This window comes from Variovorax stachyos (assembly GCF_051400855.1).
In the GTDB taxonomy this organism is placed as follows: Bacteria; Pseudomonadota; Gammaproteobacteria; order Burkholderiales; family Burkholderiaceae_C; genus Variovorax.
Window position 1 is genome coordinate 310,743 of sequence record NZ_JBLFFN010000005.1, and the last position, 23,378, is coordinate 334,120.

Consider the following 23,378-nt stretch of genomic DNA (forward strand, 5'->3'; position numbering starts at 1 on the left):
CATCATGAGCGTTACCACCGGACGAAACGTGGTCGTCGTCGGCACCCAATGGGGCGACGAGGGCAAGGGCAAACTGGTCGACTGGCTGACCGAGAGCGCGCAGGGGGTCGTGCGCTTCCAGGGCGGTCACAACGCGGGCCACACGCTGGTCATCAACGGCGTGAAGACCGCGCTGCACCTGATCCCCAGCGGCATCATGCGGCCCGGGGTCAAGTGCTACATCGGCAACGGCGTGGTGCTGTCGGCGGCCAAGCTCTTCGAGGAGATCGAGGGGCTGGAGAAAGCCGGTGTCGAGGTGCGCTCGCGGCTGCGCATCAGCGAGGCCTGCCCGCTGATCCTGCCGGTCCATGCCGCGCTGGACATCGCGCGCGAAGCCTACCGCGAGAAGGGCGGCATCGAGAAGATCGGCACCACTGGCCGCGGCATCGGCCCGGCCTACGAGGACAAGATCGCGCGCCGCGCCCTGCGCGTGCAGGACCTGAAGCACCCGGATCGCTTTGCGGCCAAGCTGCGCGTGCTGCTCGAGCTGCACAACCACGTGCTCACCCAGGTGCTGGGTGCGCCGGCAATCGAGTTCGATGCGGTCTACGACGAGGCGATGCGCCACGCGGAACTGCTCAAGCCCATGATGGCCGACGTCTCGCGCGAGCTCAACGACGCTCATCGTGCGGGCGCCAACCTGCTGTTCGAGGGTGCGCAGGGCACGCTGCTGGACGTGGACCACGGCACCTACCCCTACGTGACTTCCAGCAACTGCGTGGCCGGCAACGCCGCGGCCGGCGCGGGTGTCGGTCCTGGTCTGCTGCACTACATCCTCGGCATCACCAAGGCGTACTGCACGCGCGTCGGCGGCGGGCCTTTCCCGACCGAGCTCGAATGGGACAAGCCCGGCACCGTCGGCTACCACCTGAGCACCGTCGGTGCCGAGAAGGGCGTGACCACCGGCCGCAGCCGCCGCTGCGGCTGGTTCGACGCCGCGCTCCTCAAGCGCTCGGCGCAGGTCAACGGCCTCTCCGGCCTGTGCATCACCAAGCTGGACGTGCTGGACGGCCTGAAGGAGCTGCAGCTGTGCACCGGCTACGAGCTGGACGGCGAATACACCGACATCCTGCCGCTGGGCGCCGACGAGATCGAGCGCTGCACCCCCGTCTACGAGAAGCTCGAGGGATGGACCGAGAGCACCGTGGGTGTCACGCAGTACGACAAGCTGCCGATCAACGCGCGGCTCTACCTGCAGCGCATCGAGCAGGTCACCGGCGTGCCGATCCACATGGTGTCCACCAGTCCGGACCGCGATCACACGATCATGATGCGGCACCCGTATCTGGCAGATTGAACGAACGACCCCCCCCGAGGAGATGGCTTCCCATGCTGACTGAAGACGGCAAACACCTTTACGTGAGCTACGACGAGTACCACAACCTGATCGAGAAGCTCGCGATCAAGGTGCACCAGTCGGGCTGGCAGTTCGACACCATCCTGTGCCTGGCGCGCGGCGGCATGCGGCCGGGCGACGTGCTGTCGCGCATCTTCGACAAGCCGCTGGCCATCATGTCGACCAGCTCCTACCGGGCGGATGCCGGCACCATCCAGGGCCACCTGGACATCGCGCGCTACATCACCACCCCCAAGGGCGAGATCGCCGGCCGCGTGCTGCTGGTGGACGACCTGGCCGACTCCGGCCATACGCTGCACGCGGTGGTGGAGATGCTCAAGCGCAACTACGCGCCGATCACCGAACTGCGCAGCGCCGTCATCTGGACCAAGGCGCTGTCGACCTTCACGCCCGATTACTCGGTCGAGTACCTGCCCACCAATCCCTGGATCCACCAGCCCTTCGAGGGCTACGACTCGCTCGGGGCGGAGAAGCTGATCGAGAAATGGTCGGTCTGAAGACGCAGGGGCGTCACTGCTGCTTCAGCATCTCGGTGTAGCGACGCTGCATCTCCTCGGGCGACAGCTGCTCGATGCTGTGGCCGATGTTCCAGCGGTGACCGAAGGGGTCGCGAAAAGACCCCGAGCGCTCGCCGTAGAACTGATCCTGCACCGCGATCTCGAGCTCGGCGCCGGCCTCCAGCGCGCGCTCGACCACTGCGTCGGCATCGTCGACATGCAGGTGGATCGTCACCGAGGTCGCGCCGGTGCTCAGGGGACCGCGGATGCCGTACTCGGGAAATTCGTCGCACAGCATCAGTGTGGTGCCGCCGAAGTCGAGCTCGGCATGCCCGATGCGGCCGCTGGGCTCGGTCAGCCTGAATTTCTCGGTCGCGCCGAAGACCTCGCCGTACCAGGCGATCGCCTTGGCGCTGTCGTTCACGCAAAGATAGGCGAAGAGTTCATGAATGGCCATCGGGGCCTCCTTTGCAAGTGTGGGTCCGGCCATCATTCTGGCCATGCGCCCGCCCTCGGTCTTGGACGAAATTGAACCCGGCCTGCACATGGTTGGGCGAGGCCGGCGCCGCCCGGCGGTAGGCCTGGGGCGTCATGCCCGCGATCTCCAGGAAATCGCGGTTGAAGTGGGACTGGTCGCTGTAGCCGGCATCCAGCGCGAGCTCCACCCAGGGCCGGGCGAGCACGCCGGGCCGGGCCGTCACGACGCGCTGCAGCCGTTGCACTCGCTGCCACTGCTTGGGCGCCAGGCCGGCGGCGTCTCGGAACAGGGTGATGAAGCGCCGATGGCTGTAGCCGCTGGCCTCGACCAACGCCCGGATCGGCAGGCCGCCGCCCAGCCGGGCGAGGGCGCCGGCCACCGCCGGATGCATGGCGCGCGGCTGCCGAGCAAGGCGTTCGGCCAGCAGGGCCTCGAAGACGGCGAGCTGTGCCTCGGGACCGGTGGCCGCGTGCACACGATCGAGCAATTGCTCCGCGGCGGCGTGGCCCCAGAGCGCCTCCAGCGGCGTGTGGCGCTCGGCCAGCTCGCCGGCCGGCAGGCCGAAGAGCGCGCACGCCGCGCCGGGCCGCAGCTGTGCGCCCACCGAGCCGGTCGCGACCGAGACATCGCGCGCATGGAAGACCGAGCGGGCCCCGCCGACGATCGCGTAGCCGACGGTGTAGCCGGTCGCATCCGAGGCGCCGGCGAACAGCCGCAGCGGCGGGCCGGACAGGCGCAGCACCAGGTGCATGTCGCCGGTCGGCAGCACATGCTCCCGCAGCGGCACGGCCGCACTGACGCAGGCCTCGGAAGGCCTCGCCACCCACACGGAGCGGACGAAGGCGCGAAGCGCGGGGCAGGGCGCGCGGGTCAGCAGCATGCGCCATTGTCCGGCGCCAGCGCGCGGGCGTCGACTAGCATGGCGGCATGCCCAAGTCCATCACCGACCTGATCCATCACCCCTACAAGCCCCCCGCGAACTTCGCCGCGCCGCAGCCGGGCGTCTACAAGGCGTCAACCGTGTTCTTCACCGATGTCGCGGCCATGCGCGCCCGCGACTGGAAGACCAAGGCGGGCTACACCTACGGCCTGCACGGCACGCCCACCACCTTCACCCTCGAGGAGCGCCTGGCGACGCTGGAAGGCGGCACCGAATGCCTGCTGGCACCCAGCGGCCTGGCGGCGATCGCGCTGGTGGCCTTCGCCTTCCTGAAGACCGGCGACGAGGTGCTGCTCCCCGACAACGCCTACGGCCCCAACAAGGCGTTGTGCAGCGGCGAGCTGGCCAATTTCGGCATCACGTACCGGCTCTACGATCCGATGAGCCCGGCCGATCTCGCGGCCAAGCTCTCGGCGCGCACCCGGCTGGTGTGGATGGAGGCGGCCGGCTCGGTCACGATGGAGTTTCCGGACCTGCCGGCGCTGGTTGCGGCCTGCCGCGCCCGCGGTGTGCTCACGGCCCTCGACAACACCTGGGGCGCAGGCCTTGCCTTCGCTCCCTTCGACTTCAACGGCAGCGGGCAGGGCGTCGACATCTCGATCCAGGCGCTCACCAAGTACCCGAGCGGCGGCGGCGACCTGCTGATGGGCAGCGTCGTCACACGCGACGAGCGGCTGCACCGCGCGCTCAAGCTCAGCCACATGCGCATGGGCTTCGGGGTCGGCGTGGGGGACGTGGAGACGCTGCTGCGCTCGCTGCCCAGCATCGCGTTGCGCTACGAGGCGCACGACCGCAGCGCACGCGAGCTGGCCCGCTGGCTGGCCGATCGCGCCGAGATCGCGCAGGTGCTGCATCCTGCACTCGAAAGCTCGCCGGGCCATGCGCACTGGCTGCGGCTGTGCGGTGCCGCCGACCTGGCGGCCGGCCTGTTCTCGGTGGTGTTCGATGGCCGCTACAGCGCCGCGCAGGTCGACCGCTTCTGCGACAGCCTGAAGCTGTTCCGGCTCGGCTATTCGTGGGGCGGACCGATCAGCCTGGTCGTGCCCTACGACATCGGCCTGATGCGCGACCCGGGCGTCTCGCACTGGCCGCACAAGGGCACGCTGGTGCGCTTCTCGGTCGGGTTGGAAGACGCCGAGGACCTGCGCGCCGACCTCGAGCAGGCTCTCGCGGCGCTCTGAACCGGCCCGGTTATCGCGTACAGTGGGGAACGCGCAGTCACCGGGACTGCCTTTCAGGAAGGAGTACACGTGGCAACACCGAACTACGGCTACGAGAAGCGTCAGAAGGAGTTGGCCAAGAAGAAGAAGAAGGAAGAAAAAGCGCGCGAAAAAGCCGCTCGCAAGCTGAACCCCAGCAGCGAAGGCCTCGCGCCAGGCGACCCCGAAACCGATGTCGCCTCGCTGGAACGCGATCCGCCTACGGTGCCGGATCTGCCGACCAAGGACGGCTGAGCCGCTCCGACACCGCTCGGCACCCCGATCAGTGGAAAAAAGCCGCCGCAGGCGAGACCTGCAGCGGCTTTTTTCGTGACTGTGGCTTCACTTCTTCACTTGGGTGGAAGCAGCTTGCGCAGCACCGGCCAGACGTTGTCCAGCATGCGTGGCTGAGCGGCGGCCGTGGGATGGATGCGGTCGGGCTGGAACAGTGTCGCCGCCTCGGCGCCGTCGGCCACGCCCTTGAGCAGGAAGGGCACCAGCGCCGCCTTGGTGCTGCTGGCCACCCTTGTGAAGATCGCCTCGAAGCGCCGCGTGTAGTCGCTGCCGTAGTTCGGGGGGACCTGGATGCCGACGATCAGCACCTGGGCCCCGGCCGCCTGCGCGGCCTTGGTCATCTGCATGAGGTTGTCCTCGGTGCCCGCGAGCGACAGGCCGCGCAGCGCGTCGTTGCCGCCCAGCTCGAGCACCACGTGCGTCGGCTTGTGCTGCGACAGCAATCCCGCCAATCGCGCCCGGCCGCCGGCCGTGGTGTCGCCGCTGATGCTGGCGTTGATGACCGTGGCGGCAATCTTCTGCTCGGCCAGCCGCTTCTCGAGGAGCGGCACCCAGCCCTCGCCGCGCTTGAGGCCGTACTCGGCGGAAAGCGAGTCGCCGACGATCAGGATCACCGGCTTGCGCGCAGCCCCAGCCTGGGCCATGGCGACCGGCCAATACCCCGCGAAACCGGCCCCGGTGCCGGTCAAGATAAAGTGACGTCGATTCACCACGCGCAAACCCTCATTCAATGTCCTCGAACCCACCCGCAGCCATTGTCGCCGTCGAACACGTTTTCAAGTCGGTCACCGACTCCGCCGGCACGCTGGATATTCTGCAGGACATCGACTTCAAATTGGGCGAGCGCGAGACCGCCGCCATCGTCGGCGCCTCCGGCTCGGGCAAGAGCACGCTGCTGTCGATCGTCGCCGGGCTGGACACGCCGACCCGCGGCACCGTCAAGCTGGCCGGCGAGGACCTGTTCGCCATCGACGAGGATGACCGAGCTGCGCTTCGGGCACGCAAGGTCGGCTTCGTGTTCCAGAGCTTCCAGCTGCTGGGCAATCTCAGCGCCCTCGAGAACGTGATGCTGCCGCTCGAGCTGGCCGACCGCCGCGACGCGCGCAAGGCCGCGACCGAGATGCTCGGGCGCGTCGGCCTCGGCCAGCGCCTCAACCACTATCCCAAGGTGCTCTCCGGCGGCGAGCAGCAGCGCGTGGCGCTGGCCCGCGCCTTCGTCGTCCAGCCCGCGCTGCTGCTGGCCGACGAGCCCACCGGCAGCCTGGACTTCGCCACCGGCGAGCAGGTGATGCGGCTGATGTTCGACCTCAACCGCGAACTGGGCACCACGCTCGTGCTGGTGACGCACGACCGCGGCATCGCCGCCCAATGCGAGCGGCGCATCACCATCGAGGCCGGGCGCGTGGGCTTCGACGACCAGGGCGACCAGAGCGTCTGAGGGCGCTCGCGAGGCGGGCTCGATAATCCCGCCATGTCTTCCCCCAAAGTGATCTTCGGCTTCCATGCCGTGGGCGTGCGCATCAAGACCGCGCCGCAATCGGTGATCGAGGTGCTGTTCGACGCCAGCCGGCGCGATGCCCGCATGCGCCAGTTCGTCACTCGCGCGCAGGAGGCCGGCGTGCGCCTGATCGAGGCCGACGGACTGCGCCTGTCCAAGCTCAGCGGCAGTCATGGCCATCAGGGCGTCGCCGCGCGGGTGCAGCCGATCGCCCAGACGCGTTCAATCGACGAACTGCTCGAAGACCTCGAAGCCGCCGGCACGCTGCCGCTGCTGCTGGTGCTCGATGGCGTCACCGATCCGCACAACCTGGGCGCCTGCCTGCGCGTGGCCGACGGTGCCGGTGCGCATGCAGTTGTCGCGCCCAAGGATCACGCGGCCGGCATCAATGCCACAGTGGCCAAGGTCGCGAGCGGCGCCGCCGAGACCGTGCCCTACTTCATGGTGACCAACCTGGCGCGCACGCTGAACGAGCTGAAGGAGCGCAACATCTGGTGCGTCGGCACCAGCGACGATGCGCCCGGGACGCTGTACCAGAGCGATCTCCGGCGGCCCCTCGCGCTGGTGCTGGGCGCCGAAGGCGAGGGCATGCGCCAGCTCACCCGCAAGACCTGCGACGAACTGGTGCGCATCCCGATGGCGGGAGCCGTGGAAAGCCTCAATGTCTCCGTGGCGAGCGGGGTGTGCCTCTACGAGGCGATGCGCCAGCGCAGCACAGGCTGATCACAGGCTGGCGAAGCCCGTCTCGCCCGAGTGATCGCGCACCTTCCAGTCGTCGACCCAGGCCTTCGCCTTGCGCTCCAGTGCATCCAGGGCGCTTGCGGCGTCCTCGAAGCGGCCGCTCAAGGCAACGCGGCACTTGTGCTCGCCATCGCGCCACAGATCCGCGTGGCCCCAGGCCTGCTCTTCGAGAGCCACCCCGTTCAGGTACACGCGGACCTCCCAGGCCTCGTACATGAAGCGCTTCACCTCGCCGTCATCGTCCATTGCCTGCATTCCTCCTCGTTTTCGGTGGGCAACTCCCTCCAGGCGGTTGTTCCGCCCGAAGGGCAAGCCGGTGCGCGCCGTCAGCTCACCGAGATGTCGATGCGCCGGGGCTGCGCCCGGGCCGCCTTGGGGATACGCAGCGTCAGCACACCTCGTGCCAGCTCGGCAGAAACCTTCTCGGTGTCGAGCTCCTTGCTCAAGGTGAACACGCGGCGAAAGCGCCCGAGCCCGACTTCCGTGTGGCTGGACTGCAGCTCCTTGGGCACGCTCAGATCCGATTCTGCCTCTATGGTGAGCGTGTCGGATTCCACTTGCAAATGGAGCTTCTCCTTGGAGACGCCGGGAAGGTCGGCATACAGCGTGATGCCGGTGGCGTCCTCCACCACATCGACAGGCGGCGTCAGCGCCGCTTCGCCGTAGCCGGAGCTGTCCTTCCGGGTGGCGGCCGAGGGGGTGTTCGCGCGGAAAGTGTCAACGTCGTTCATGTCGCTGCTCCTCATTGGATCGTGATGCGGCGCGGCTGCGCGGACGCACGCCGCTGGACGGTGACGCGCAGGACGCCGTCGCGATAGTCGGCCTTGATCGCGTCCGGGTCGGCATCGTCGGGCAGGGTCAGCGTGCGACGGAAGCTGCCCGCGAAGCGCTCGTTGATGTGCACGGTCGACTTCGAGTCCTCCGCCGATGGCAACGTCGATGGGCGCTCGCCGGACAGGGTCAGGAGGCCGCGATCGAGCTGGATGTCGATCTTGGCTGGATCGAGGCCGGGTGCGAAGGCGTAGATCTCGACCGCCTGCGGTGTGCCGCCGACGTTCAGGGCCGGGAACCCGCCGCGGCCCAGGCCCCGGATGCTTGGAGACAGATCGAAGGCCTGCTGCATTTCGCGTTGCAGGCGATCCATCTCGGCAAACAGGTCGCGCGGAAACAAGGATCGATACATGGCGAAAACCTCCATACGGTTGAACCAGACGGAGCGTCGAAGACGCCTCCGGCGCTTCCGGGGGAGGAATTAGGAGCGCATGCAGAGGATTTCAAGAGGCCGCATGCGCCCTTGTGGTGCGGGCGGCGGGCGGCGATACGGCACGCCAATGGTGGAGCATGGACCAGCCCTCGTGGCCCTTTTTCGCCTCCACACCAGGACTAGGAAGGATCCTTGCTGCGCGTACGCCCGACGGCGCTGAAGATGCCGATGCCAAGCAGGATCAGGGCGCCGATGCCGATGTAGAGCGTCGGGACGCCCATGACCGAGGCGCCCCAGGCCAGGCCGGCCAGGAAGAGCAGGAAGCCGATCATGTAGAGCGCGAAGGACATGTTTTGTTTCTCCGAATTGAAGATCGAAACAGTCTGGACTTCCAGCGGCAGGCCATGCGGCGGCAACGGCCGCCAACGCGTGTCGGCGGCCACCTACCGCGGCTGTGCGGTCTCGGCACTGGCCTTGTCGAGCAGCGCGATCGCCTCGGCGTCGAGCGACAACTGCGCCGCACCTGCCAGCTCTTCGAGCTGCTGGACCGAAGTGGCGCTCGCGATCGGCGCGGTGATGCTCGGCCGGGCGATCTGCCACGCGAGCGCCACCTGCCCCGGGGTCACGCGGTACGTCCCCGCGACTTCGTCGAGCGCGGCCAGGATGCGCAGGCCGCGCGGGTTCAGGTACTTCTTCGTGGTGCTGGCGCCGCGGGCACTCTTGACGGCATCGGCCTCGCTGCGGTACTTGCCAGTCAGGAAGCCGGCCGCCAGCGCGTAGAAGTTGATCACGCCGACGCCGCGCTCGAGGCACAGCGGCTCCAGCGCCTCCTCGAAGACCGCGCGGTCGTACAGGTTGTAGAGCGGCTGCAGGCTCTCGTAGCGCGGAAGGCCCTCGCGCTCGGCCACGTCCAGCGCCTCGGCGAGCCGCGGCGCGCTGTAGTTCGAGGCGCCGATGGCGCGCACCTTGCCGGCCTTGATCAGTTCGGCGAAGGCGCCGAGCGTATCGGCCAGCGGCGTGTCGGCGTCGTCGTCATGCGACTGGTAGAGGTCGATGTGGTCGGTCTGGAGGCGCTTGAGCGATGCGTCCACGGCCTGGCGGATGTAGGCCGGCGACAGGCCCTTTTTGCCCTCGCCCATGGGCTTGCCGACCTTGGTCGCGAGCACCACCTGGTTGCGCTTGCCGCCCTGGCGCAGCCATTTGCCGATGATCGTTTCCGACTCGCCGCCGCTGTGGCCCGGTACCCAGTGCGAGTAGACGTCGGCGGTGTCGACGAAGTTGAAGCCGGCATCGAGCCAGGCGTCGAGCAGGCGAAACGAGAGCTTCTCGTCCACCGTCCAGCCGAAGACATTGCCGCCGAAGGCCAGCGGCGAGACCTGGAGGCCGGAACGGCCGAGAGGGCGAAGTTGCATGGATGCTTTTCCAGGGAAGTTCAGACGAAGCCGAAGGCGCCCAGCAAGGCACCGGCACCCAGCAGCCACAGCAGGTGGATGCGGGTGCGCCAGACGATAAACGCCACCACGCCGCTCAGCAGCCAGAGGTGCCAGGCAGGCGCGTTGCCGCCATGGTTACCGGCCGTCAGCACCCAGCCGGTGGCGATCAGCAGGCCCACGACCACCGGTGCCATGCCCTGCTTGAAGGCGCGCACTTCACGCCGCTCGCGGTTGCGGTGGCCCCAGCGCGTCGCGACATAGGTCAGGGTGGTGCTCGGCACCATGATGCCGACCATCGTGATGGTCAAGCCGAGCAGGCCCAGCGCCCAGGCCTGCGGGCCGGCGCCGATGCCGCCGCCCGCATTGATGCCGACGTTCCACCCCATCAGCGCGACGAAGAGCACGTTGGGGCCGGGCGCCGCCTGCGCGATCGCGACCGAGGAGCTGAACTGCGCGTCCGTCAGCCAGCCGTGCCGGTCGACCAGGTAGCGGTGCATGTCGGGCACGGTCGTGATGGCGCCGCTGATCGACAGCATCGAGAGCATCAAGTACTGGCCGAACAAGCCGAGCCAGTCGTGCCAGTGCATCACGATGGTCATGAGGCCCCGGCGATGCTCATGGCTTGATCCTCTTCCAGGTCCATGCGCACGCAGCGCCGCCGACGACCAGCAGCACCCAGCCGAGCGGCACGCGAACGAGGGCGATCGCGCCGAAGACCAGCGCCACGATGCCGAGGCAGACGCCGAAGCCGAGCGGATGGCGCCGCAGTGGGGGAATCAGCTTGATGCCCGTGGCCGCGATCAGCCCGCCGGCCACCGCGCCCATGCCGCGCAGTGCGCCGGCGACCTGCGGGTTCCCGGCATAGTGGGCATAGAGCAGCGCCAGCACCAGGATCACGCACAGCGGCACGGCCAGCATGCCGCCCACCGCGGCGATCGCGCCGCGCAGGCCGAAATGGCGGTCGCCGATCATCAAGGCAAGGTTGATCACATTCGGCCCCGGCAGCACCTGGGCCACCGCCCAGTCCTCGAGGAACTCGTCGGCCGTCAGCCAGCGCTTCTTCTCGACCATCTCGCGCTGCACGACGGCGAGCACGCCGCCGAAGCCCTGCAGCGCCAGCCAGGTGAAGGACAAGAACAGGTCGCCGACGGAACGCGGCTGCGGACGGTCGGATTGCGCCGCGAGGGAAGGGGCCGGATGCATCGCGCCCGATTATGGTCGCAGCACGGTCCGGCCGCCGCACTGGAATGGCGCTGACGCGCTCGCGTGCCCATGCTGCGACACTGGCGGGCATGCAGGTGCGCGCACTCCTCGATCTCTTCAGGCAGGCGTTCCTCTCATGGAAGGCCGACTACGCCCCCAGCATGGGCGCCGCGCTGGCCTACTACACCGTGTTCTCGGTGGCGCCCCTGCTGCTGATCGTGATCTCCGTCGCGGGCCTGGTCTTCGGCGAGGAGGCCGCCCGCGGCGAGATCATGAACCAGCTGTCGGGCCTGATGGGGGAGGAGGGCGCGCGCGCGGTGCAAGGCATGCTGGAGGCCGTCAACAAGCCGAAGGAAGGCATCTTCGCGACGGTGATCGGCGTCGCGCTGCTGTTGCTCGGCGCGAGCACCGTGTTCGGCGAACTGCAGGATGCGCTCGACCGCATCTGGCGCGCACCCGCGCGCGACAGCAGCAAAGGCCTGTTCAACCTGCTTCGCGTGCGGCTCTTGTCCTTCAGCATGATCCTGTGCATCGGCTTCCTGCTGATGGTCTCGCTGGTGGCAAGTGCGGCACTGGCGGCGCTGGGCAAGTGGTGGGCGCCGGTCTTCGGCGGCTGGGCCGCGCTGGCGCAGGCGGTCAACTTCTTTTTCAGCTTCGTGATCGTGACGGTGGCCTTCGCGATGATCTACAAGATCATGCCGCGCGTGCGTGTGCAGTGGCGCGACGTGTGGATCGGAGCGGCGGTCACGGCGCTGCTCTTCACGGTGGGCAAGCACCTCATCGGCCTGTACATCGGCAAGACCGGCGTGGCCTCGGGCTATGGTGCCGCGGGCTCGCTGGTGGTGGTGCTGGTGTGGGTCTACTACTCCGCGCAGATCTTCCTGCTGGGGGCGGAGTTCACCTGGGTCTATGCACACAAGTACGGCTCGCTGCGCCACTTCCAGCGGCCCGACGCCCCGCCTTCGCCCATGCGCGAGCCGGTCGCGGGGAACGGTCGCTAGCCCGCGAAGCCGCCCTGGTCCAGGAAGGCCTGCTCTTCGGCCGTGGTCTCGCGCCCGAGCATCCTGTTGCGGTGCGGAAAGCGCCCGAAGCGCGCGATGATGTCGCGATGCAGCACCGCGTAGCGCTGGGTGTTGGCATCCAGCGACGCATTCAGGGCGACCGAACGCTCCTGGTCCTCCAGCGACTCGGAATGCATGAGCGGCAGGTAGAAGAAGGGCCGCAGCGCATCCTCGACCCGCCGATCGAGCCCCGCTTCGATCGCCGCGCGCGCGATCGCACGCGCCTTGCCGTCGGTGGCGAACATGTGGGCGCTGCCGCGCCAGGCGTTGCGCGGGAACTGGTCCAGCAACACCAGCAGCGCCAGTGCGCCTTCGGGCTCGCTGGCCCAGGCATCGAGGGCACCGGTGGCGGCAGCGTGATGCGCGGCTTCGAAGCGTGCCTTGAACTCGGCATCGAAGGCATCGTCCTTCGCGAACCAGCGCGAAGGGCCAGCGTCGCGCCAGAAGGAGGCGACCTCGTGCGCGGAGGGCAGGGGAGCAGTCGTCATGCGCCGGATGATGCCATTGTCCGCCGCCCAAAACGCGCCCGTGGCCGACACGCGCGCCGTTCCGTGCTGCCTATGCTGTTCGCTCACGCAACTATGGAGATCCGCTCATGAATCGAACTGCCACCCTCTTGCGCGCCGCCCTCGTGACGGGCGTAGCGACGGCCGCCCTCGCGGGTTGCGGCATGATGTCGAGGTCCAACACGGTGAGCTTCAGCGGCACCATGAACGCGGCCAGCCAGGTGCCGCCCAACATGACGCGCGGCAGCGGGCTGGCCGAAGCCTGGCTCAACAAGGACACCAATGTCCTCAAATACAAGATCACCTACACCGGACTGAGCGGCCCGGCCACGGCGGCGCATTTCCATGGCCCTGCTTCCGCCGGCGCGAACGCGGGCGTGGTGCTGCCCTTCGCGAATCCTGCGAGCCCCATCGAAGGCCAGGCTACGCTGACCCCGGCCCAGGCCGCCGACCTGGTGGCCGGCCGGTGGTACGCCAACATCCATACGGCGGCCAATCCGAACGGCGAGATCCGGGGCCAGTTGCTGCCCAAGATGTAAGGCGTCGGCCCTTCGGGCTCGGCACGCATGGTGTCCAATCGGCCCATGCGTACCACCACGCCAAGCAAGAAAACCAACGGTTCCGCCTCGCGTCGTTCCTTCCCGCGCGTCGACATCACGGCCGCCAAGAAGGCATTGGTGCTGCAGGGCGGCGGCGCCCTCGGCGCCTACCAGGCCGGCGTCTATGCCGGCGTGTACGAGAAGCACAAGGCGCTCGACTGGGTGGCCGGTGTCTCCATCGGTGCGATCAATGCCGCCCTGATCGCCGGCAATCCGCCCGACCTGCGCGTGGCGCGCCTGCGCGAGTTCTGGGACCTCGTGTCCTCGGGCCCGGCGCAACGGCTGCCGCCGGGCTGGAGTGACCGTGCGCTCTACAACCAGTGGAGCGCCAACTCGACGGCGATGTTCGGGGTGCCGGGCTTCTTCAAGCCGCGGAACAACCCCGTGCTTCTGCTCGGCGGCGCTGCGCCGGTGCTGAGCTACTACGACACCTCGCCGCTGAAGTCCACGCTCGAGCGGCTGGTGGACTTCGATCGCATCAACGACTGCGACATCCGCTTGAGCGTGGGCGCGGTCAACGTGCGCAGCGGCAACTCGGTGTACTTCGACAACACCCGGCAGCGCATCGGCCCCGAGCACATCATGGCCAGCGGCGCGCTGCCGCCCGGCTTCGCGCCGGTGCACATCGACGGCGAGGACTACTGGGATGGCGGCATCGTCTCCAACACGCCGCTGCAATACGTGCTCGACACCCATCCGCGCACCGAGCCGCTGCTGGTGCTGCAGGTGGACCTGTTCAGCGCTCGCGGCATCATGCCGCGCACCCTGGCCGAGACGCTGGAACGGCAGAAGGACATCACCTACTCGAGCCGCACCCGCATGAACACCGACGCGCTGGCCTCGAACATGAACCTGCAGCAGGCCGTGGCCGACCTGATCGCCAAGCTGCCGGCCTCGCTGCGCAAAGACCCGAGCGTGGCCGCAGTGTGCGCGCAGCTCACGCACCAGCCGATCGAGATCGTGCACCTGATCTATCGCGACAAGCCGTACGAGCTCGACTCCAAGGACTACGAGTTCTCCCGCGCCTCCGTCGACGAGCATTGGGAGGCCGGGCTGCGCGACATCCGCAACACGCTGGAGCACCCGGAGCTGCTGCGCGCAGCGGCGCAGGCCAACGGCGTGACCACCTTCGACCTCGCCGAACCCGAGAAGCCACGCGTTCGCCGCCCGATGCGGGTGCCGACGATTCCGGAGGCGGCGCGCTGACGCGGCTGGTCAGGCTGGACCAAGACTCCTGCGCCAAGCTCTGTCACCGGCACGCAGCTTGCACGCGCCACCATCCTTCCACCTTCATCCCAAGGACATTCCATGCAATTCAAGGACAAGGTCGCCTTCATCACCGGTTCGGCCAGCGGCATCGGCAAGGAAATCGCCCTCCTGTTCGCGCAGGAAGGCGCGAAGGTCGTGATTGCCGACCTCAACAAGCAGGCTGCCGACGCCACCGCCGCCGAGCTCGAGGTGAGCGGCGCGCAGGCCATCGGCGTCGGGGTCGACGTCACCAGCGAAGAGCAGGTCGACGCGGCTGTCGAGGCAGCCGCCCAGGCGTTCGGCGGCATCGACATCCTGATCAGCAATGCCGGAATCCAGATCGTGCACCCGGTCGAGGAGTTCAGCTTTGCCGACTGGAAGAAGATGCTGGCCATTCATCTGGACGGCGCCTTTCTCACCACCAAGGCCTGCCTCAAGCACATGTACGCGCAGGGCCGCGGCGGCAGCGTGATCTACATGGGCTCGGTGCACTCCAAGGAAGCCTCGCTGCTCAAGGCGCCCTATGTCACGGCCAAGCACGGCCTGATCGGGCTTGCCAAGACGGTGGCGAGGGAGGGCGCCAAGCAGGGCGTGCGCGCCAACGTGATCTGTCCCGGCTTCGTGCGTACCCCGCTGGTCGAGAAGCAGATTCCCGAGCAGGCCAGGACCCTCGGCATCACCGAGGAGCAGGTGATCAAGAACGTGATGCTCAAGGAGACGGTGGACGGCGAGTTCACCACCACCGACGACGTGGCGCGCGTTGCGCTGCTGTTTGCCGCCTTTCCCACCAATGCGCTCACCGGGCAGTCGCTGGTGGTGAGCCACGGCTGGTTCATGCAGTAGGCGGGCGAGCGCTCAGCGCTCGTGGAAGGCGCCCGAGAGCAGGTGTTCGTCGAAAGAGCCCGATTCGCCATCCATGGCGTAGCGGTAGAGCGAAGCGCAGTAGATCGCGTCGAGCGCGGTGAACACCAGCGAAACCGCGGCGATGCCGGCGATGCCGAACGCGAAGCCGGGCAGCGTGCTGGAGCCGACGGACATCATGCCGATGGCGATCAGCGCCACCAGCGTCGTGATCGCACCGGCGGCGACGCGCAATCCGGCGGTGCCGACAAGGCCTTCGCGCCAGCAGGTGCGCAACAGCTTCAGGCTGCGGGCAATGGCCTCGCCCGGTCCCACGTTCTCGGCCGCGAGCACCGGTCTGGCGAGGTACGTGGCGATGCTCCAACCGACGCCGAACAGGCCGATCGCCAACTTGCCGATGACGGGAACGCGCTCGTCGACGAACTCCAGCACGATGCCCACCGTGGCGGAGACCAGCGCGTACATCAGCAGATCGGGCAGCTTGGCCCGCGCCTCGCGCAGCCCTTGCCCGATCGACAGCGCGTGGCCATCGGCGCGGGCGAGCACGACGATCGCCAATGCGGTGTTGAAAAAGGTCATGACCAAAAAGCTGATCAGGTACATCACCCACAGCAGGACATAGTGGCCCGCCTTCGGGCTGTGTGCGCTCTTCGACTTCTGGAACATCGCTGCCCATTGCGGGTCCGTCCAGGCCGGCAGCGCGAAAGAAGCGATGACGAAAACCAGCGCGAGGCCGGACAGAAGCGGAAGTACGAGCAGCGACTTGTCGCCTTGCAGGACACGCCAGCTCGCGGAGGCCAGTTCGAGGCTGCGCCCGAGACGTTCGAACATTGATTCACTCCCTTGGATGGACCGAGCCTTTTTGCGCGGCAAGCGCCGCGGGCCGGCCGAGAGTGTATCAATGTGTATCATCTTTGGCGAGCGAGCTTGAGCTCCCAGGTTTCGCCCACCAGCTGCTGGCCGAAGCCCTCGTAGGGCTCGGACTTGACCAGCTCGAAGCCGCGCGTCGCGTAGATGTGGCGTGCGGCCAGCAAGCAGCTGTTGGTCCACAGCACCATCTTCCGGTAGCCCTTGCGGCGCGCGAAGGCGATGCATTCGTCGGTCAGCCGTGCGCCCAGTCCCAGGCCCCGGGCCTGCGGCGTCAGGATCAAGAGGCGCAGCTGTGCGACCGTGGCCGACTTGCGTACCAGGAACACCGCGCCCACGCGCTCGCCGTCGAGCTCGGCGATCCAGCAATGCTCCCACTCGGGCTGGAACTTGCGCACGAACTCGGCGGCGATCTCGGCCACCAGCGCCTCGAACTCGCTGTTCCAGCCGTACTCGCGGGCGTAGAGCTCGCCGTGCTGCTGCACCACCCAGCCCATATCGCCCGGTTGCGGGTCGCGCAGCACCGCGGTGCGCGGCCTGGCCGGCGCGTTGGCTTCGGGCTCGATCAGCGCCTGCACCGTATGCATCGCATCGATCAACTGCCGTTGCTGCGGCGCCGTGAGCGCGGAGAGCAGGGCGCTCGCCTCATCGCGCGACTTCTGCTGCAGCGGGGCGAAGACGGCGTGGCCCGCCTCGGTCAGGCGCAGCAGGCTCTGGCGCGCGTCGCGCGGGTGCGTCTCGCGCGCGAGCCAGCCCGCACCCTCGAAGCGGCGCAGGATGCGGCTGAGATAGCCGCCGTCCAGGCCCAGGTCCTTCGCGATCTCGCTGGCGACAGCTTGCTCGCGGTGCGCCAGCTCGTAGAGCACCCGCACGTCGGTGAGAGACATGTCGCTGCCAAGGTAGGGGTCGAGCGCGCCGATGCGGCGGGTGTAGAAGCGGTTGAACTGGCGCACGGCCTTGACGGCGGCGACATCGGGCGAGGCGGGGGATTCGACGGTCATAAATGCCATTGTCAATTGATTGGTTGACTGAAGCAAGCAAATGCGCCGGCCTTCCGCTCGCGCGACATGGCCTTTCAGAGGGCACGGCAAGCCCCGAGCCCCTAAAATCGCGGGTTGCCCGAAACCGGGCCACCGCGGCCTGCCTGCCGCCTCCTCCCACATGAACGCCCCCGTCGACGTCTCCTTCTTCACGCGTGCCGCCAAGCCGCTGACCAGCTACCGCAAGTACTGGGCGGCCCGTTTCGGCACGGCCAGGTTCCTGCCCACTACGCGCGCCGAGATGGAGGCGCTGGGCTGGGACAGCTGCGACATCGTGATCGTCACCGGCGACGCCTATGTCGACCACCCCAGCTTCGGCATGGCGGTCATCGGCCGGATGCTGGAGGCGCAGGGCTTTCGCGTGGGCATCATCGCGCAGCCCGACTGGCACAGCGCCGATCCCTTCAAGGCGCTCGGCAAGCCGAACCTGTTCTTCGGCGTGACCGCCGGCAACATGGATTCGATGATCAACCGCTACACGGCGGACCGGAAGATCCGCAGCGACGACGCCTACACGCCCGGCGATGTCGGCGGCCGGCGGCCCGACCGGGCGGCCATCGTGTATTCGCAGCGCTGCAAGGAAGCCTGGAACGACGTGCCGATCGTGCTCGGCGGCATCGAAGGCTCGCTGCGCCGCATCGCCCATTACGACTACTGGCAGGACAAGGTGCGCCGCTCGATCGTGGTGGACGCCAAGTGCGACCTGCTGCTGTACGGCAATGCCGAGCGCGCCATCGTCGAGATCGCGCACCGGCTGGCGGCGCGCGAGCCGGTGCAGCAGATCACCGACGTGCGCGGCACGGCCTTCGTGCGGCGCGAGACGCCCGAAGGCTGGTTCGAGATCGACTCGACCAGCGTGGACCTGCCGGGGCGGGTCGAGGCGCATGTGAATCCGTACCTGATGGTGTCGGAGCAGGCAAAGGCGAATGGGGCGACTTGCGCGAAGGAAGAAGAGGCGCAGGCCGTCGCTGGTGCGGCCGAGGCGAAGCCGCTCCATTTCATCCCCAATCCGAGCCTGCGCAAGCCGGCTGACCCTCACCCCAGCCCTCTCCCGCAAGCGGGAGAGGGCGAGGGAGCAAGTCCGCGGCTCAGGCCGCCGCCGCGCGACCGCTCCGTGATCCGCCTGCCGTCCTACGAGCAGGTGCGCGCCGACCCCGTGCTCTATGCCCACGCCAATCGCGTGCTGCATCTCGAGACCAACCCCGGCAATGCGCGCGCCCTGGTGCAGGCCCACGGCGAAGGCACGACCGCGCGCGACGTCTGGATCAACCCGCCGCCCATCCCGCTCACCACGGCCGAGATGGACCACGTGTTCGACCTGCCCTATGCACGCAGCCCGCATCCGCGCTACGCCGACGAGCACGGCAGCCATGACGGCGCGACCAAGATCCCGGCCTGGGAGATGATCCGCTTCAGCGTCAACATCATGCGCGGCTGCTTCGGCGGCTGCACCTTCTGCTCCATCACCGAGCACGAGGGCCGCATCATCCAGAGCCGCTCGGAGGACTCGATCATCAAAGAGGTCGAGGCCATCCGCGATGGCGTCAAGGGCTTCACCGGCACCATCTCCGATCTCGGCGGGCCCACCGCCAATATGTACCGCATCGGCTGCAAGAGCCCGGAGATCGAGGCGGCGTGCCGCAAGCCCAGCTGCGTGTACCCGGGCATCTGCCCGAACCTCAACACCAGCCACGATCCGCTGATCAAGATCTACCGGCGTGCACGTGCGCTCAAGGGCATCAAGAAGATCCTGATCGGCTCCGGCCTGCGCTACGACCTGGCGGTGCAGTCGCCCGAGTACGTCAAGGAACTGGTGCAGCATCACGTTGGCGGCTATCTCAAGATCGCGCCCGAGCACACCGAGCAGGGTCCGCTCACCAAGATGATGAAGCCCGGCATCGGCAGCTACGACCGCTTCAAGCAGATGTTCGAGAAGTTCAGCGCGGAAGCGGGCAAGAAGCAGTACCTGATTCCGTACTTCATCGCCGCCCATCCGGGCACCAGCGACGAGGACATGATGAATCTCGCGCTCTGGCTCAAGAGGAACGGCTTCCGAGCCGACCAGGTCCAGACCTTCTACCCTTCGCCCATGGCCACCGCCACGGCGATGTACCACACCAACAAGAACCCGCTGCGCAAGATCACACGCGAGAGCGAGACGGTGGACATCGTGCGCGGCGACAAGCGCCGCCGCCTGCACAAGGCCTTCCTGCGCTACCACGATGCCAACAACTGGCCGCTGCTGCGCGAGGCCCTGAAGAAGATGGGCCGTGCCGACCTGATCGGCAATGGCAAGCATCACCTGATCCCGACCTACCAGCCGCTGACGGACGGCAGCTACCAGAGCGCGCGGCGCAAGAACTCGACGCCGGTGGCCTTGCAACCGGTCCAGCCCGCCAAGGGCCGCATCCTCACGCAGCACACGGGCCTGCCGCCGCGCGAGACCGGTGCCGGCCGCGTCAAGCCGACGCGCAAGGGTCGCTGAGCACGTCTGCCGGAATCGTTCAGGCGGCGTTTTGGCGCTGGCTGTATGGTGTGGTGCATGAACCGGCACCCAGCCCTTGCCCTGCGTCGCGCTTCTCGCACGGGCCTGGGCCTGTTGCTCGCGGCCTGCGCGCTCGGCGCCCAGGCTGACCCGGCGGCCGCCGGCTCTGCCGCGGCCCTGCGCGAGCAGCACAACAAGCTGGCCGACCAGCTCGCCAGCAGTCCGCTGCGCCGGCCGGTGCACCTCGAATCGGCCGAGGCGCATGGCGGGCTCCAGGGCGATGTCTACGCGGTGGTGGACCATCCGCTGGAACAGGTGCGCGCCGCGCTTGCCGATGGTGCGCAGTGGTGCGAGATGCTGCTGCTTCACATCAACAACCGTCGCTGCCGCGTGAGCCGCACGGCCGCTCCGAAGGCGAACAGTACCGCAGCCGAAGGCGAAGGTACTCCAGTGAGCCGGCAGCCCGAGGGCGAGACCCTCACGCTCAGCGTGGTGCCACGCTACGACAAGCCGGTGGAAAAGGCCTTCGAGCTGTCTTTCGTGCATCGCGTCGCGAGCACCTCGCGCGACTACCTGGAGGTCAGGCTGTCGGCCGAGAGCGGCCCGCTGGGCACCAGCAACTACCGCGTGACGCTCGAGGCCGTGCCGCTCGGCGAGCGCCAGACCTTCCTGCATTTCGGCTACGCCTACGACCACAACATGGTTGCGCGGCTGGCCACCATGGCCTACCTCGCGACCTTCGGCAGTCACAAGATGGGCTTCACCGTGATCGGCAAGAAGCCGAACGGCGAGCCCGAATACATCCGGGGCCTGCGTGGTCTGATGGAGCGCAACGCGATGCGCTACTTCCTCACGCTGGATGCCTACCTGGCCGGCCTCGGCACGCCGCCGCCGGAACGCACCGAGAAGCGGCTGCATCGCTGGTTCGAGCAGATCGAGCAGTACCCCGCACAGCTGCACGAGGTCGATCTCGCGACCTACCTCGAGCACAAGCGCAGCGACCGGCGGCGAGACGCCGTGAAGGCATCCGGCTCCTAGCGCAGCACCAGCACCGGGGTGTGCGAGTGCGTCAGCACATGCAGCGTCTCGCTGCCCATCAGCAGGCGCTTGATGCCGCGCCGGCCGTGCGAGGCCATGACGATCAGGTCGCACTTGTGGACGCGCGCGGCTTCGATGATGGCCTCGGAGATCAGTTCCGATTTCATGACCACGGCGCGCGTCGCCTTGACGCCCCGGTCGTCGGCCCTGGCCTTGACCGCGTCGACCACGCGCTGCGCCTCCGCATCGGCCTGCTCCTGCATGCGCTGGACCTCCATCTGGCTCAGCAGCAGCGAGCCTTCGAAGTAGCCGGTGGGGTAGTGGTGGACCACCTTGACGGCGACCAGCTCCGCGTTCATCAGCAGGGCAAGGTCGATCGCGGCGGTCACGGCAAGTTCCGAGAGCTCGGAACCATCGGTGGCGACGAGTATGCGTTCATACATGGCGCTCTCCCGGGCGGGAGCATCCCGCCCCCGGGCTCCAGGGTAGCGAGCCGGCAGAGGCCCAACAAGATGCACCGTCGCGTTCTAGGCGGGCTTGCCTAGCGCTCGACGGCCGGCGGTTTCGAGCCGGCCAGTGGTCCGGAGCGCCTTCGTTTCATGGCCTCGTCACAAACTTTCGCGCTAATCCCCGGGGCCCTTGCGCGGTGCACGAGGCCATTGATTTCGAACACAGGACAAGAATGAGCAAGCGATCGAGGATGGGATGGCTGGCGGCAATGGCCGCCGGCGTGGTGGTGACGGCCTGCGGCGGTGGTGGAGGAGGAGGCTTCGCGCTGCCGCCGACCACCGGCGGCGCGGGCACGCCGCCGCCGCTGGCGGCCAAGAGCGTCACCGGGGTGTTTCTCGACGCGGCCGTCGAAGGCCTGGACTACGAGGCCGGCACTGCCGCGAAGGCCCTGACCAACGCCAAGGGCGAGTTCATTTGCAACGAAGGCGAGACCGTGCGCTTCAGCCTCGGCGCGCTGGTGCTCGGCAGCGCCACCTGCGGCGCCACCACCACGCCGCTCACGCTGGCCAACCTGCAGGCCACGGCCGATGGGGTGAAGGCCGACAAGGTGCTCAACCGCGTGCTCGCGCTGCAGAGCTTCGACGAGGACGGCGACCCGTCCAACGGCATCAGGCTGACGACCGCGCTCAAGGCGGCGCTGGTGTCGGGCGCACTCGACTTCGACGCACAGGCGGACGCCTTCAACACCCAGCTCGGCGCGCTGCTCGCGTCGCTGCCCAGCCCGTACGGCGCCCGCACCGCCGATGCGAGCCGGCGCATGCTGGCGCGTGAGCACTTCGAGAACACCCTGGCCTCCAGCCTCGGCACGGCCGTGGCCGAACCGGCTACGCAGGCCAATGCGCTGGGCAGCATCGCGCTCAGCGTCACGCGCCAGCAGCTGCAGGCCGACAAGAAGTTCTACGTGCCCTACGAGGGCAGCAACGAGAAGACACGCGCCGACTTCGTGGATGGTTTCCTGCCGGCCTACGGCTCGGGCCTGGCCTTCAAGGGCACGGCGGCCGACGGTGCGCTGGAGTTCTACGCCATCACCGACCGCGGCCCCAACGGCGATGGCCCGACGGCCCCTGTGCCGGGCGGCGCCGGCGCCACCAACATCAGCAAGGTGTTCCCGGCGCCTTCCTTCGCGCCCAGCTTCGGCGTCGTCACGGTCGGCAAGAACGGTGCGGTGCTGCAGTCGAGCACGGCGCTCAGGCTCGACGCCGCGAAGAAGCTCACCGGCCTGCCGCCCCGGTCGGGGGTGGGCTCGACCGGCGAGACGCCGCTGACCGAGCAGTACGTGTTCGATGCCGCCAAGGCCGGCTTCGACGCCGATGGCCTCGACCCCGAGACCCTGGTGCTCGACAAGGCCCGCAACGTGCTGTGGACCAGCGACGAATACGGCCCCTTCATCGCCCGCATCAACATCGCCACCGGCGTGATCGAGAAGAAGTACGGCCCCGGTGCCGGCGCGGCCGACCTGCCGCTGGTGCTGTCGCAACGGCGGCCCAACCGCGGCATGGAAGGGCTGGCGCTCGACGCGGCCAGCGGCAGGCTGCACGGCTTCCTGCAGAGCCCGATCGATCCGAAGGACGGCGCAGGCAAGTCCATCAAGGCCAGGCCGCCCGGCGGCAGCAGCACCGACGTGCGCCACATCGCGAAGTTCGCGCGCTGGCTCGAGTTCGACCCGGCGACCGAAAGCTCGAAGTTGTACGCCTACCCGATCGACGGCAGCCAGTACGACAAGGACCGCACCGGCAACGCCAAGCTCGGCGACATGGTGAGCCTGGGCGGCGGCCGCTTCATCGTGATCGAGCAGGGCGCGCGCAAGAGCGATGCGAAGGTGTTCAACAAGCTGATGCTGGTCGAGATCCCGGCCAATGCCACCAACATCGCCGCGCTGGACCACAACCTCGAGATCAGCAGCATCACGCAGGCCGCCTCGGGCAATGCCGACTGGTCGACCGTGGTGCCGATGAAGAAGACCGAGCTGCTCGACCTCAACGCGCTGGGCTGGCTGGCCGAGAAGGCGGAAGGCCTGACGCTGGTGGACGAGAACACGCTGGCGCTGGTCAACGACAACGACTTCGGCTTGGGCACCATGCTGCTCGATGCCAACGGCCAGCGGGTGGCCGGCAGCATGGAAGACTGCACCGTCGACGCCGCGGGCGCGATCGTCAGCGGTTGCCCGGCCGGCGTGGTTGGCGCGCGCATCACGCGCGGCAGCGACGCCGAGCGGCCGACGCGCATCTGGCTGCTGCGCTTCGAGCGCAAGCTGGGCGAGCTGCTGCCGGCGTCCTGAGC

The 23,378-nt window shown here is 68.1% G+C and carries 27 protein-coding genes; 13 read left to right on the forward strand and 14 right to left on the reverse strand.

Annotation, left to right across the window (positions count from 1 at the left end):
- The first annotated feature begins 4 nt into the window (after positions 1 to 4).
- On the forward strand, positions 5 to 1,336 hold the full coding sequence (locus ACMGEZ_RS11890) for an adenylosuccinate synthase (RefSeq protein ID WP_436822466.1): 1,332 nt from the start codon (positions 5 to 7) through the stop codon (positions 1,334 to 1,336).
- A 32-nt stretch (positions 1,337 to 1,368) separates the two neighbouring features.
- The gene (locus ACMGEZ_RS11895; RefSeq protein WP_436822467.1) at positions 1,369 to 1,893 is read left to right on the forward strand and encodes a phosphoribosyltransferase; all 525 of its coding nucleotides are present in this window, start codon (positions 1,369 to 1,371) and stop codon (positions 1,891 to 1,893) included.
- A gap of 13 nt (positions 1,894 to 1,906) precedes the next feature.
- On the opposite strand, the gene ACMGEZ_RS11900 is transcribed toward ACMGEZ_RS11895, so the two are convergent.
- Together ACMGEZ_RS11900 and ACMGEZ_RS11905 are read right to left on the reverse strand one after the other, a co-directional pair.
- Positions 1,907 to 2,350 carry a VOC family protein gene (locus tag ACMGEZ_RS11900; RefSeq protein ID WP_436822468.1) on the reverse strand — a complete coding sequence of 148 codons (444 nt, stop codon included), beginning with the start codon at positions 2,348 to 2,350 and terminating at the stop codon, positions 1,907 to 1,909.
- On the reverse strand, positions 2,337 to 3,251 hold the full coding sequence (locus ACMGEZ_RS11905; protein ID WP_436822469.1) for a helix-turn-helix domain-containing protein: 915 nt from the start codon (positions 3,249 to 3,251) through the stop codon (positions 2,337 to 2,339). Before ACMGEZ_RS11905 ends, ACMGEZ_RS11900 begins: the two co-directional genes overlap by 14 nt.
- 47 nt (positions 3,252 to 3,298) lie before the next feature.
- Between ACMGEZ_RS11905 and ACMGEZ_RS11910 the strand changes: the two genes are divergently transcribed.
- Together ACMGEZ_RS11910 and ACMGEZ_RS11915 are read left to right on the forward strand one after the other, a co-directional pair.
- Positions 3,299 to 4,492: a cystathionine beta-lyase gene (locus ACMGEZ_RS11910; RefSeq protein ID WP_436822470.1), complete on the forward strand. Its 1,194-nt coding sequence runs from the start codon at positions 3,299 to 3,301 to the stop codon at positions 4,490 to 4,492.
- Positions 4,493 to 4,561: 69 nt separating this feature from the next.
- Positions 4,562 to 4,765, forward strand: coding sequence for a hypothetical protein (locus ACMGEZ_RS11915; RefSeq protein ID WP_068685948.1), 204 nt, complete (start codon positions 4,562 to 4,564; stop codon positions 4,763 to 4,765).
- A 95-nt stretch (positions 4,766 to 4,860) separates the two neighbouring features.
- Here ACMGEZ_RS11915 and ACMGEZ_RS11920 read toward each other — a convergent pair whose 3' ends face one another.
- The gene (locus ACMGEZ_RS11920) at positions 4,861 to 5,448 is read right to left on the reverse strand and encodes an arylesterase (protein ID WP_436822471.1); all 588 of its coding nucleotides are present in this window, start codon (positions 5,446 to 5,448) and stop codon (positions 4,861 to 4,863) included.
- Between the two features lie 86 nt (positions 5,449 to 5,534).
- On the opposite strand from ACMGEZ_RS11920, the gene ACMGEZ_RS11925 reads away from it, so the two are divergent.
- On the forward strand, positions 5,535 to 6,242 hold the full coding sequence (locus ACMGEZ_RS11925) for an ABC transporter ATP-binding protein (RefSeq protein ID WP_436822472.1): 708 nt from the start codon (positions 5,535 to 5,537) through the stop codon (positions 6,240 to 6,242).
- Between the two features lie 33 nt (positions 6,243 to 6,275).
- Positions 6,276 to 7,025 carry a 23S rRNA (guanosine(2251)-2'-O)-methyltransferase RlmB gene (rlmB, locus tag ACMGEZ_RS11930; RefSeq protein WP_436822473.1) on the forward strand — a complete coding sequence of 250 codons (750 nt, stop codon included), beginning with the start codon at positions 6,276 to 6,278 and terminating at the stop codon, positions 7,023 to 7,025.
- Here the strand turns inward: rlmB and ACMGEZ_RS11935 are convergent, their stop codons facing one another.
- The 7 genes from ACMGEZ_RS11935 to ACMGEZ_RS11965 all read right to left on the reverse strand — a co-directional run bounded on the left by ACMGEZ_RS11935 (position 7,026) and on the right by ACMGEZ_RS11965 (position 10,883).
- Positions 7,026 to 7,289, reverse strand: a complete 264-nt coding sequence (locus ACMGEZ_RS11935; protein ID WP_436822474.1) for a hypothetical protein — start codon at positions 7,287 to 7,289, stop codon at positions 7,026 to 7,028.
- A gap of 80 nt (positions 7,290 to 7,369) precedes the next feature.
- Positions 7,370 to 7,774 carry an Hsp20/alpha crystallin family protein gene (locus tag ACMGEZ_RS11940; protein ID WP_436822475.1) on the reverse strand — a complete coding sequence of 135 codons (405 nt, stop codon included), beginning with the start codon at positions 7,772 to 7,774 and terminating at the stop codon, positions 7,370 to 7,372.
- 11 nt (positions 7,775 to 7,785) lie between these two features.
- A complete protein-coding gene (locus ACMGEZ_RS11945) occupies positions 7,786 to 8,226 on the reverse strand; it encodes an Hsp20/alpha crystallin family protein (protein WP_436822476.1) in 441 nt (146 codons plus the stop codon).
- A 200-nt stretch (positions 8,227 to 8,426) separates the two neighbouring features.
- Complete coding sequence (locus ACMGEZ_RS11950) at positions 8,427 to 8,597, reverse strand: SoxR reducing system RseC family protein (RefSeq protein ID WP_146039330.1); 171 nt, start codon at positions 8,595 to 8,597, stop codon at positions 8,427 to 8,429.
- 93 nt (positions 8,598 to 8,690) lie between these two features.
- Complete coding sequence (locus ACMGEZ_RS11955) at positions 8,691 to 9,659, reverse strand: aldo/keto reductase (protein WP_436822477.1); 969 nt, start codon at positions 9,657 to 9,659, stop codon at positions 8,691 to 8,693.
- Between the two features lie 20 nt (positions 9,660 to 9,679).
- Positions 9,680 to 10,279 (reverse strand): chromate transporter, encoded by a 600-nt coding sequence (locus ACMGEZ_RS11960; RefSeq protein ID WP_436822478.1) that lies wholly within the window; start codon positions 10,277 to 10,279, stop codon positions 9,680 to 9,682.
- Between the two features lie 16 nt (positions 10,280 to 10,295).
- Positions 10,296 to 10,883, reverse strand: a complete 588-nt coding sequence (locus ACMGEZ_RS11965) for a chromate transporter (protein WP_436822479.1) — start codon at positions 10,881 to 10,883, stop codon at positions 10,296 to 10,298.
- 89 nt (positions 10,884 to 10,972) lie between these two features.
- Between ACMGEZ_RS11965 and ACMGEZ_RS11970 the strand changes: the two genes are divergently transcribed.
- The gene (locus ACMGEZ_RS11970; protein WP_436822579.1) at positions 10,973 to 11,884 is read left to right on the forward strand and encodes a YihY/virulence factor BrkB family protein; all 912 of its coding nucleotides are present in this window, start codon (positions 10,973 to 10,975) and stop codon (positions 11,882 to 11,884) included.
- Here the strand turns inward: ACMGEZ_RS11970 and ACMGEZ_RS11975 are convergent.
- Positions 11,881 to 12,432 (reverse strand): DUF924 family protein, encoded by a 552-nt coding sequence (locus ACMGEZ_RS11975; protein ID WP_436822480.1) that lies wholly within the window; start codon positions 12,430 to 12,432, stop codon positions 11,881 to 11,883. The two genes, ACMGEZ_RS11970 and ACMGEZ_RS11975, sit on opposite strands and share 4 nt — an antisense overlap.
- Positions 12,433 to 12,539: 107 nt before the next feature.
- Between ACMGEZ_RS11975 and ACMGEZ_RS11980 the strand changes: the two genes are divergently transcribed.
- The 3 genes from ACMGEZ_RS11980 to ACMGEZ_RS11990 all read left to right on the forward strand — a co-directional run bounded on the left by ACMGEZ_RS11980 (position 12,540) and on the right by ACMGEZ_RS11990 (position 15,140).
- Positions 12,540 to 12,989, forward strand: a complete 450-nt coding sequence (locus ACMGEZ_RS11980) for a CHRD domain-containing protein (protein WP_436822481.1) — start codon at positions 12,540 to 12,542, stop codon at positions 12,987 to 12,989.
- A gap of 45 nt (positions 12,990 to 13,034) precedes the next feature.
- A complete protein-coding gene (locus ACMGEZ_RS11985; protein ID WP_436822482.1) occupies positions 13,035 to 14,255 on the forward strand; it encodes a patatin-like phospholipase family protein in 1,221 nt (406 codons plus the stop codon).
- Between the two features lie 102 nt (positions 14,256 to 14,357).
- A complete protein-coding gene (locus ACMGEZ_RS11990; protein WP_436822483.1) occupies positions 14,358 to 15,140 on the forward strand; it encodes a 3-hydroxybutyrate dehydrogenase in 783 nt (260 codons plus the stop codon).
- A 12-nt stretch (positions 15,141 to 15,152) separates the two neighbouring features.
- Here ACMGEZ_RS11990 and ACMGEZ_RS11995 read toward each other — a convergent pair whose 3' ends face one another.
- Both ACMGEZ_RS11995 and ACMGEZ_RS12000 read right to left on the reverse strand, forming a co-directional pair.
- Complete coding sequence (locus ACMGEZ_RS11995) at positions 15,153 to 15,989, reverse strand: DUF6159 family protein (protein WP_436822484.1); 837 nt, start codon at positions 15,987 to 15,989, stop codon at positions 15,153 to 15,155.
- A gap of 77 nt (positions 15,990 to 16,066) precedes the next feature.
- Positions 16,067 to 17,035 (reverse strand): bifunctional helix-turn-helix transcriptional regulator/GNAT family N-acetyltransferase, encoded by a 969-nt coding sequence (locus ACMGEZ_RS12000; protein WP_436822485.1) that lies wholly within the window; start codon positions 17,033 to 17,035, stop codon positions 16,067 to 16,069.
- Positions 17,036 to 17,186: 151 nt separating this feature from the next.
- Between ACMGEZ_RS12000 and ACMGEZ_RS12005 the strand changes: the two genes are divergently transcribed.
- Together ACMGEZ_RS12005 and ACMGEZ_RS12010 are read left to right on the forward strand one after the other, a co-directional pair.
- Entirely contained in the window at positions 17,187 to 19,550 is a 2,364-nt protein-coding gene (locus ACMGEZ_RS12005; protein ID WP_436822486.1) for a YgiQ family radical SAM protein, read from the forward strand.
- 57 nt (positions 19,551 to 19,607) lie between these two features.
- A complete protein-coding gene (locus tag ACMGEZ_RS12010; RefSeq protein ID WP_436822487.1) occupies positions 19,608 to 20,588 on the forward strand; it encodes a hypothetical protein in 981 nt (326 codons plus the stop codon).
- On the opposite strand, the gene ACMGEZ_RS12015 is transcribed toward ACMGEZ_RS12010, so the two are convergent.
- Positions 20,585 to 21,031, reverse strand: coding sequence for a universal stress protein (locus ACMGEZ_RS12015; RefSeq protein ID WP_436822488.1), 447 nt, complete (start codon positions 21,029 to 21,031; stop codon positions 20,585 to 20,587). The two genes, ACMGEZ_RS12010 and ACMGEZ_RS12015, sit on opposite strands and share 4 nt — an antisense overlap.
- Positions 21,032 to 21,270: 239 nt before the next feature.
- On the opposite strand from ACMGEZ_RS12015, the gene ACMGEZ_RS12020 reads away from it, so the two are divergent.
- Positions 21,271 to 23,376, forward strand: a complete 2,106-nt coding sequence (locus ACMGEZ_RS12020; protein ID WP_436822489.1) for an esterase-like activity of phytase family protein — start codon at positions 21,271 to 21,273, stop codon at positions 23,374 to 23,376.
- Positions 23,377 to 23,378: the final 2 nt, after the last annotated feature.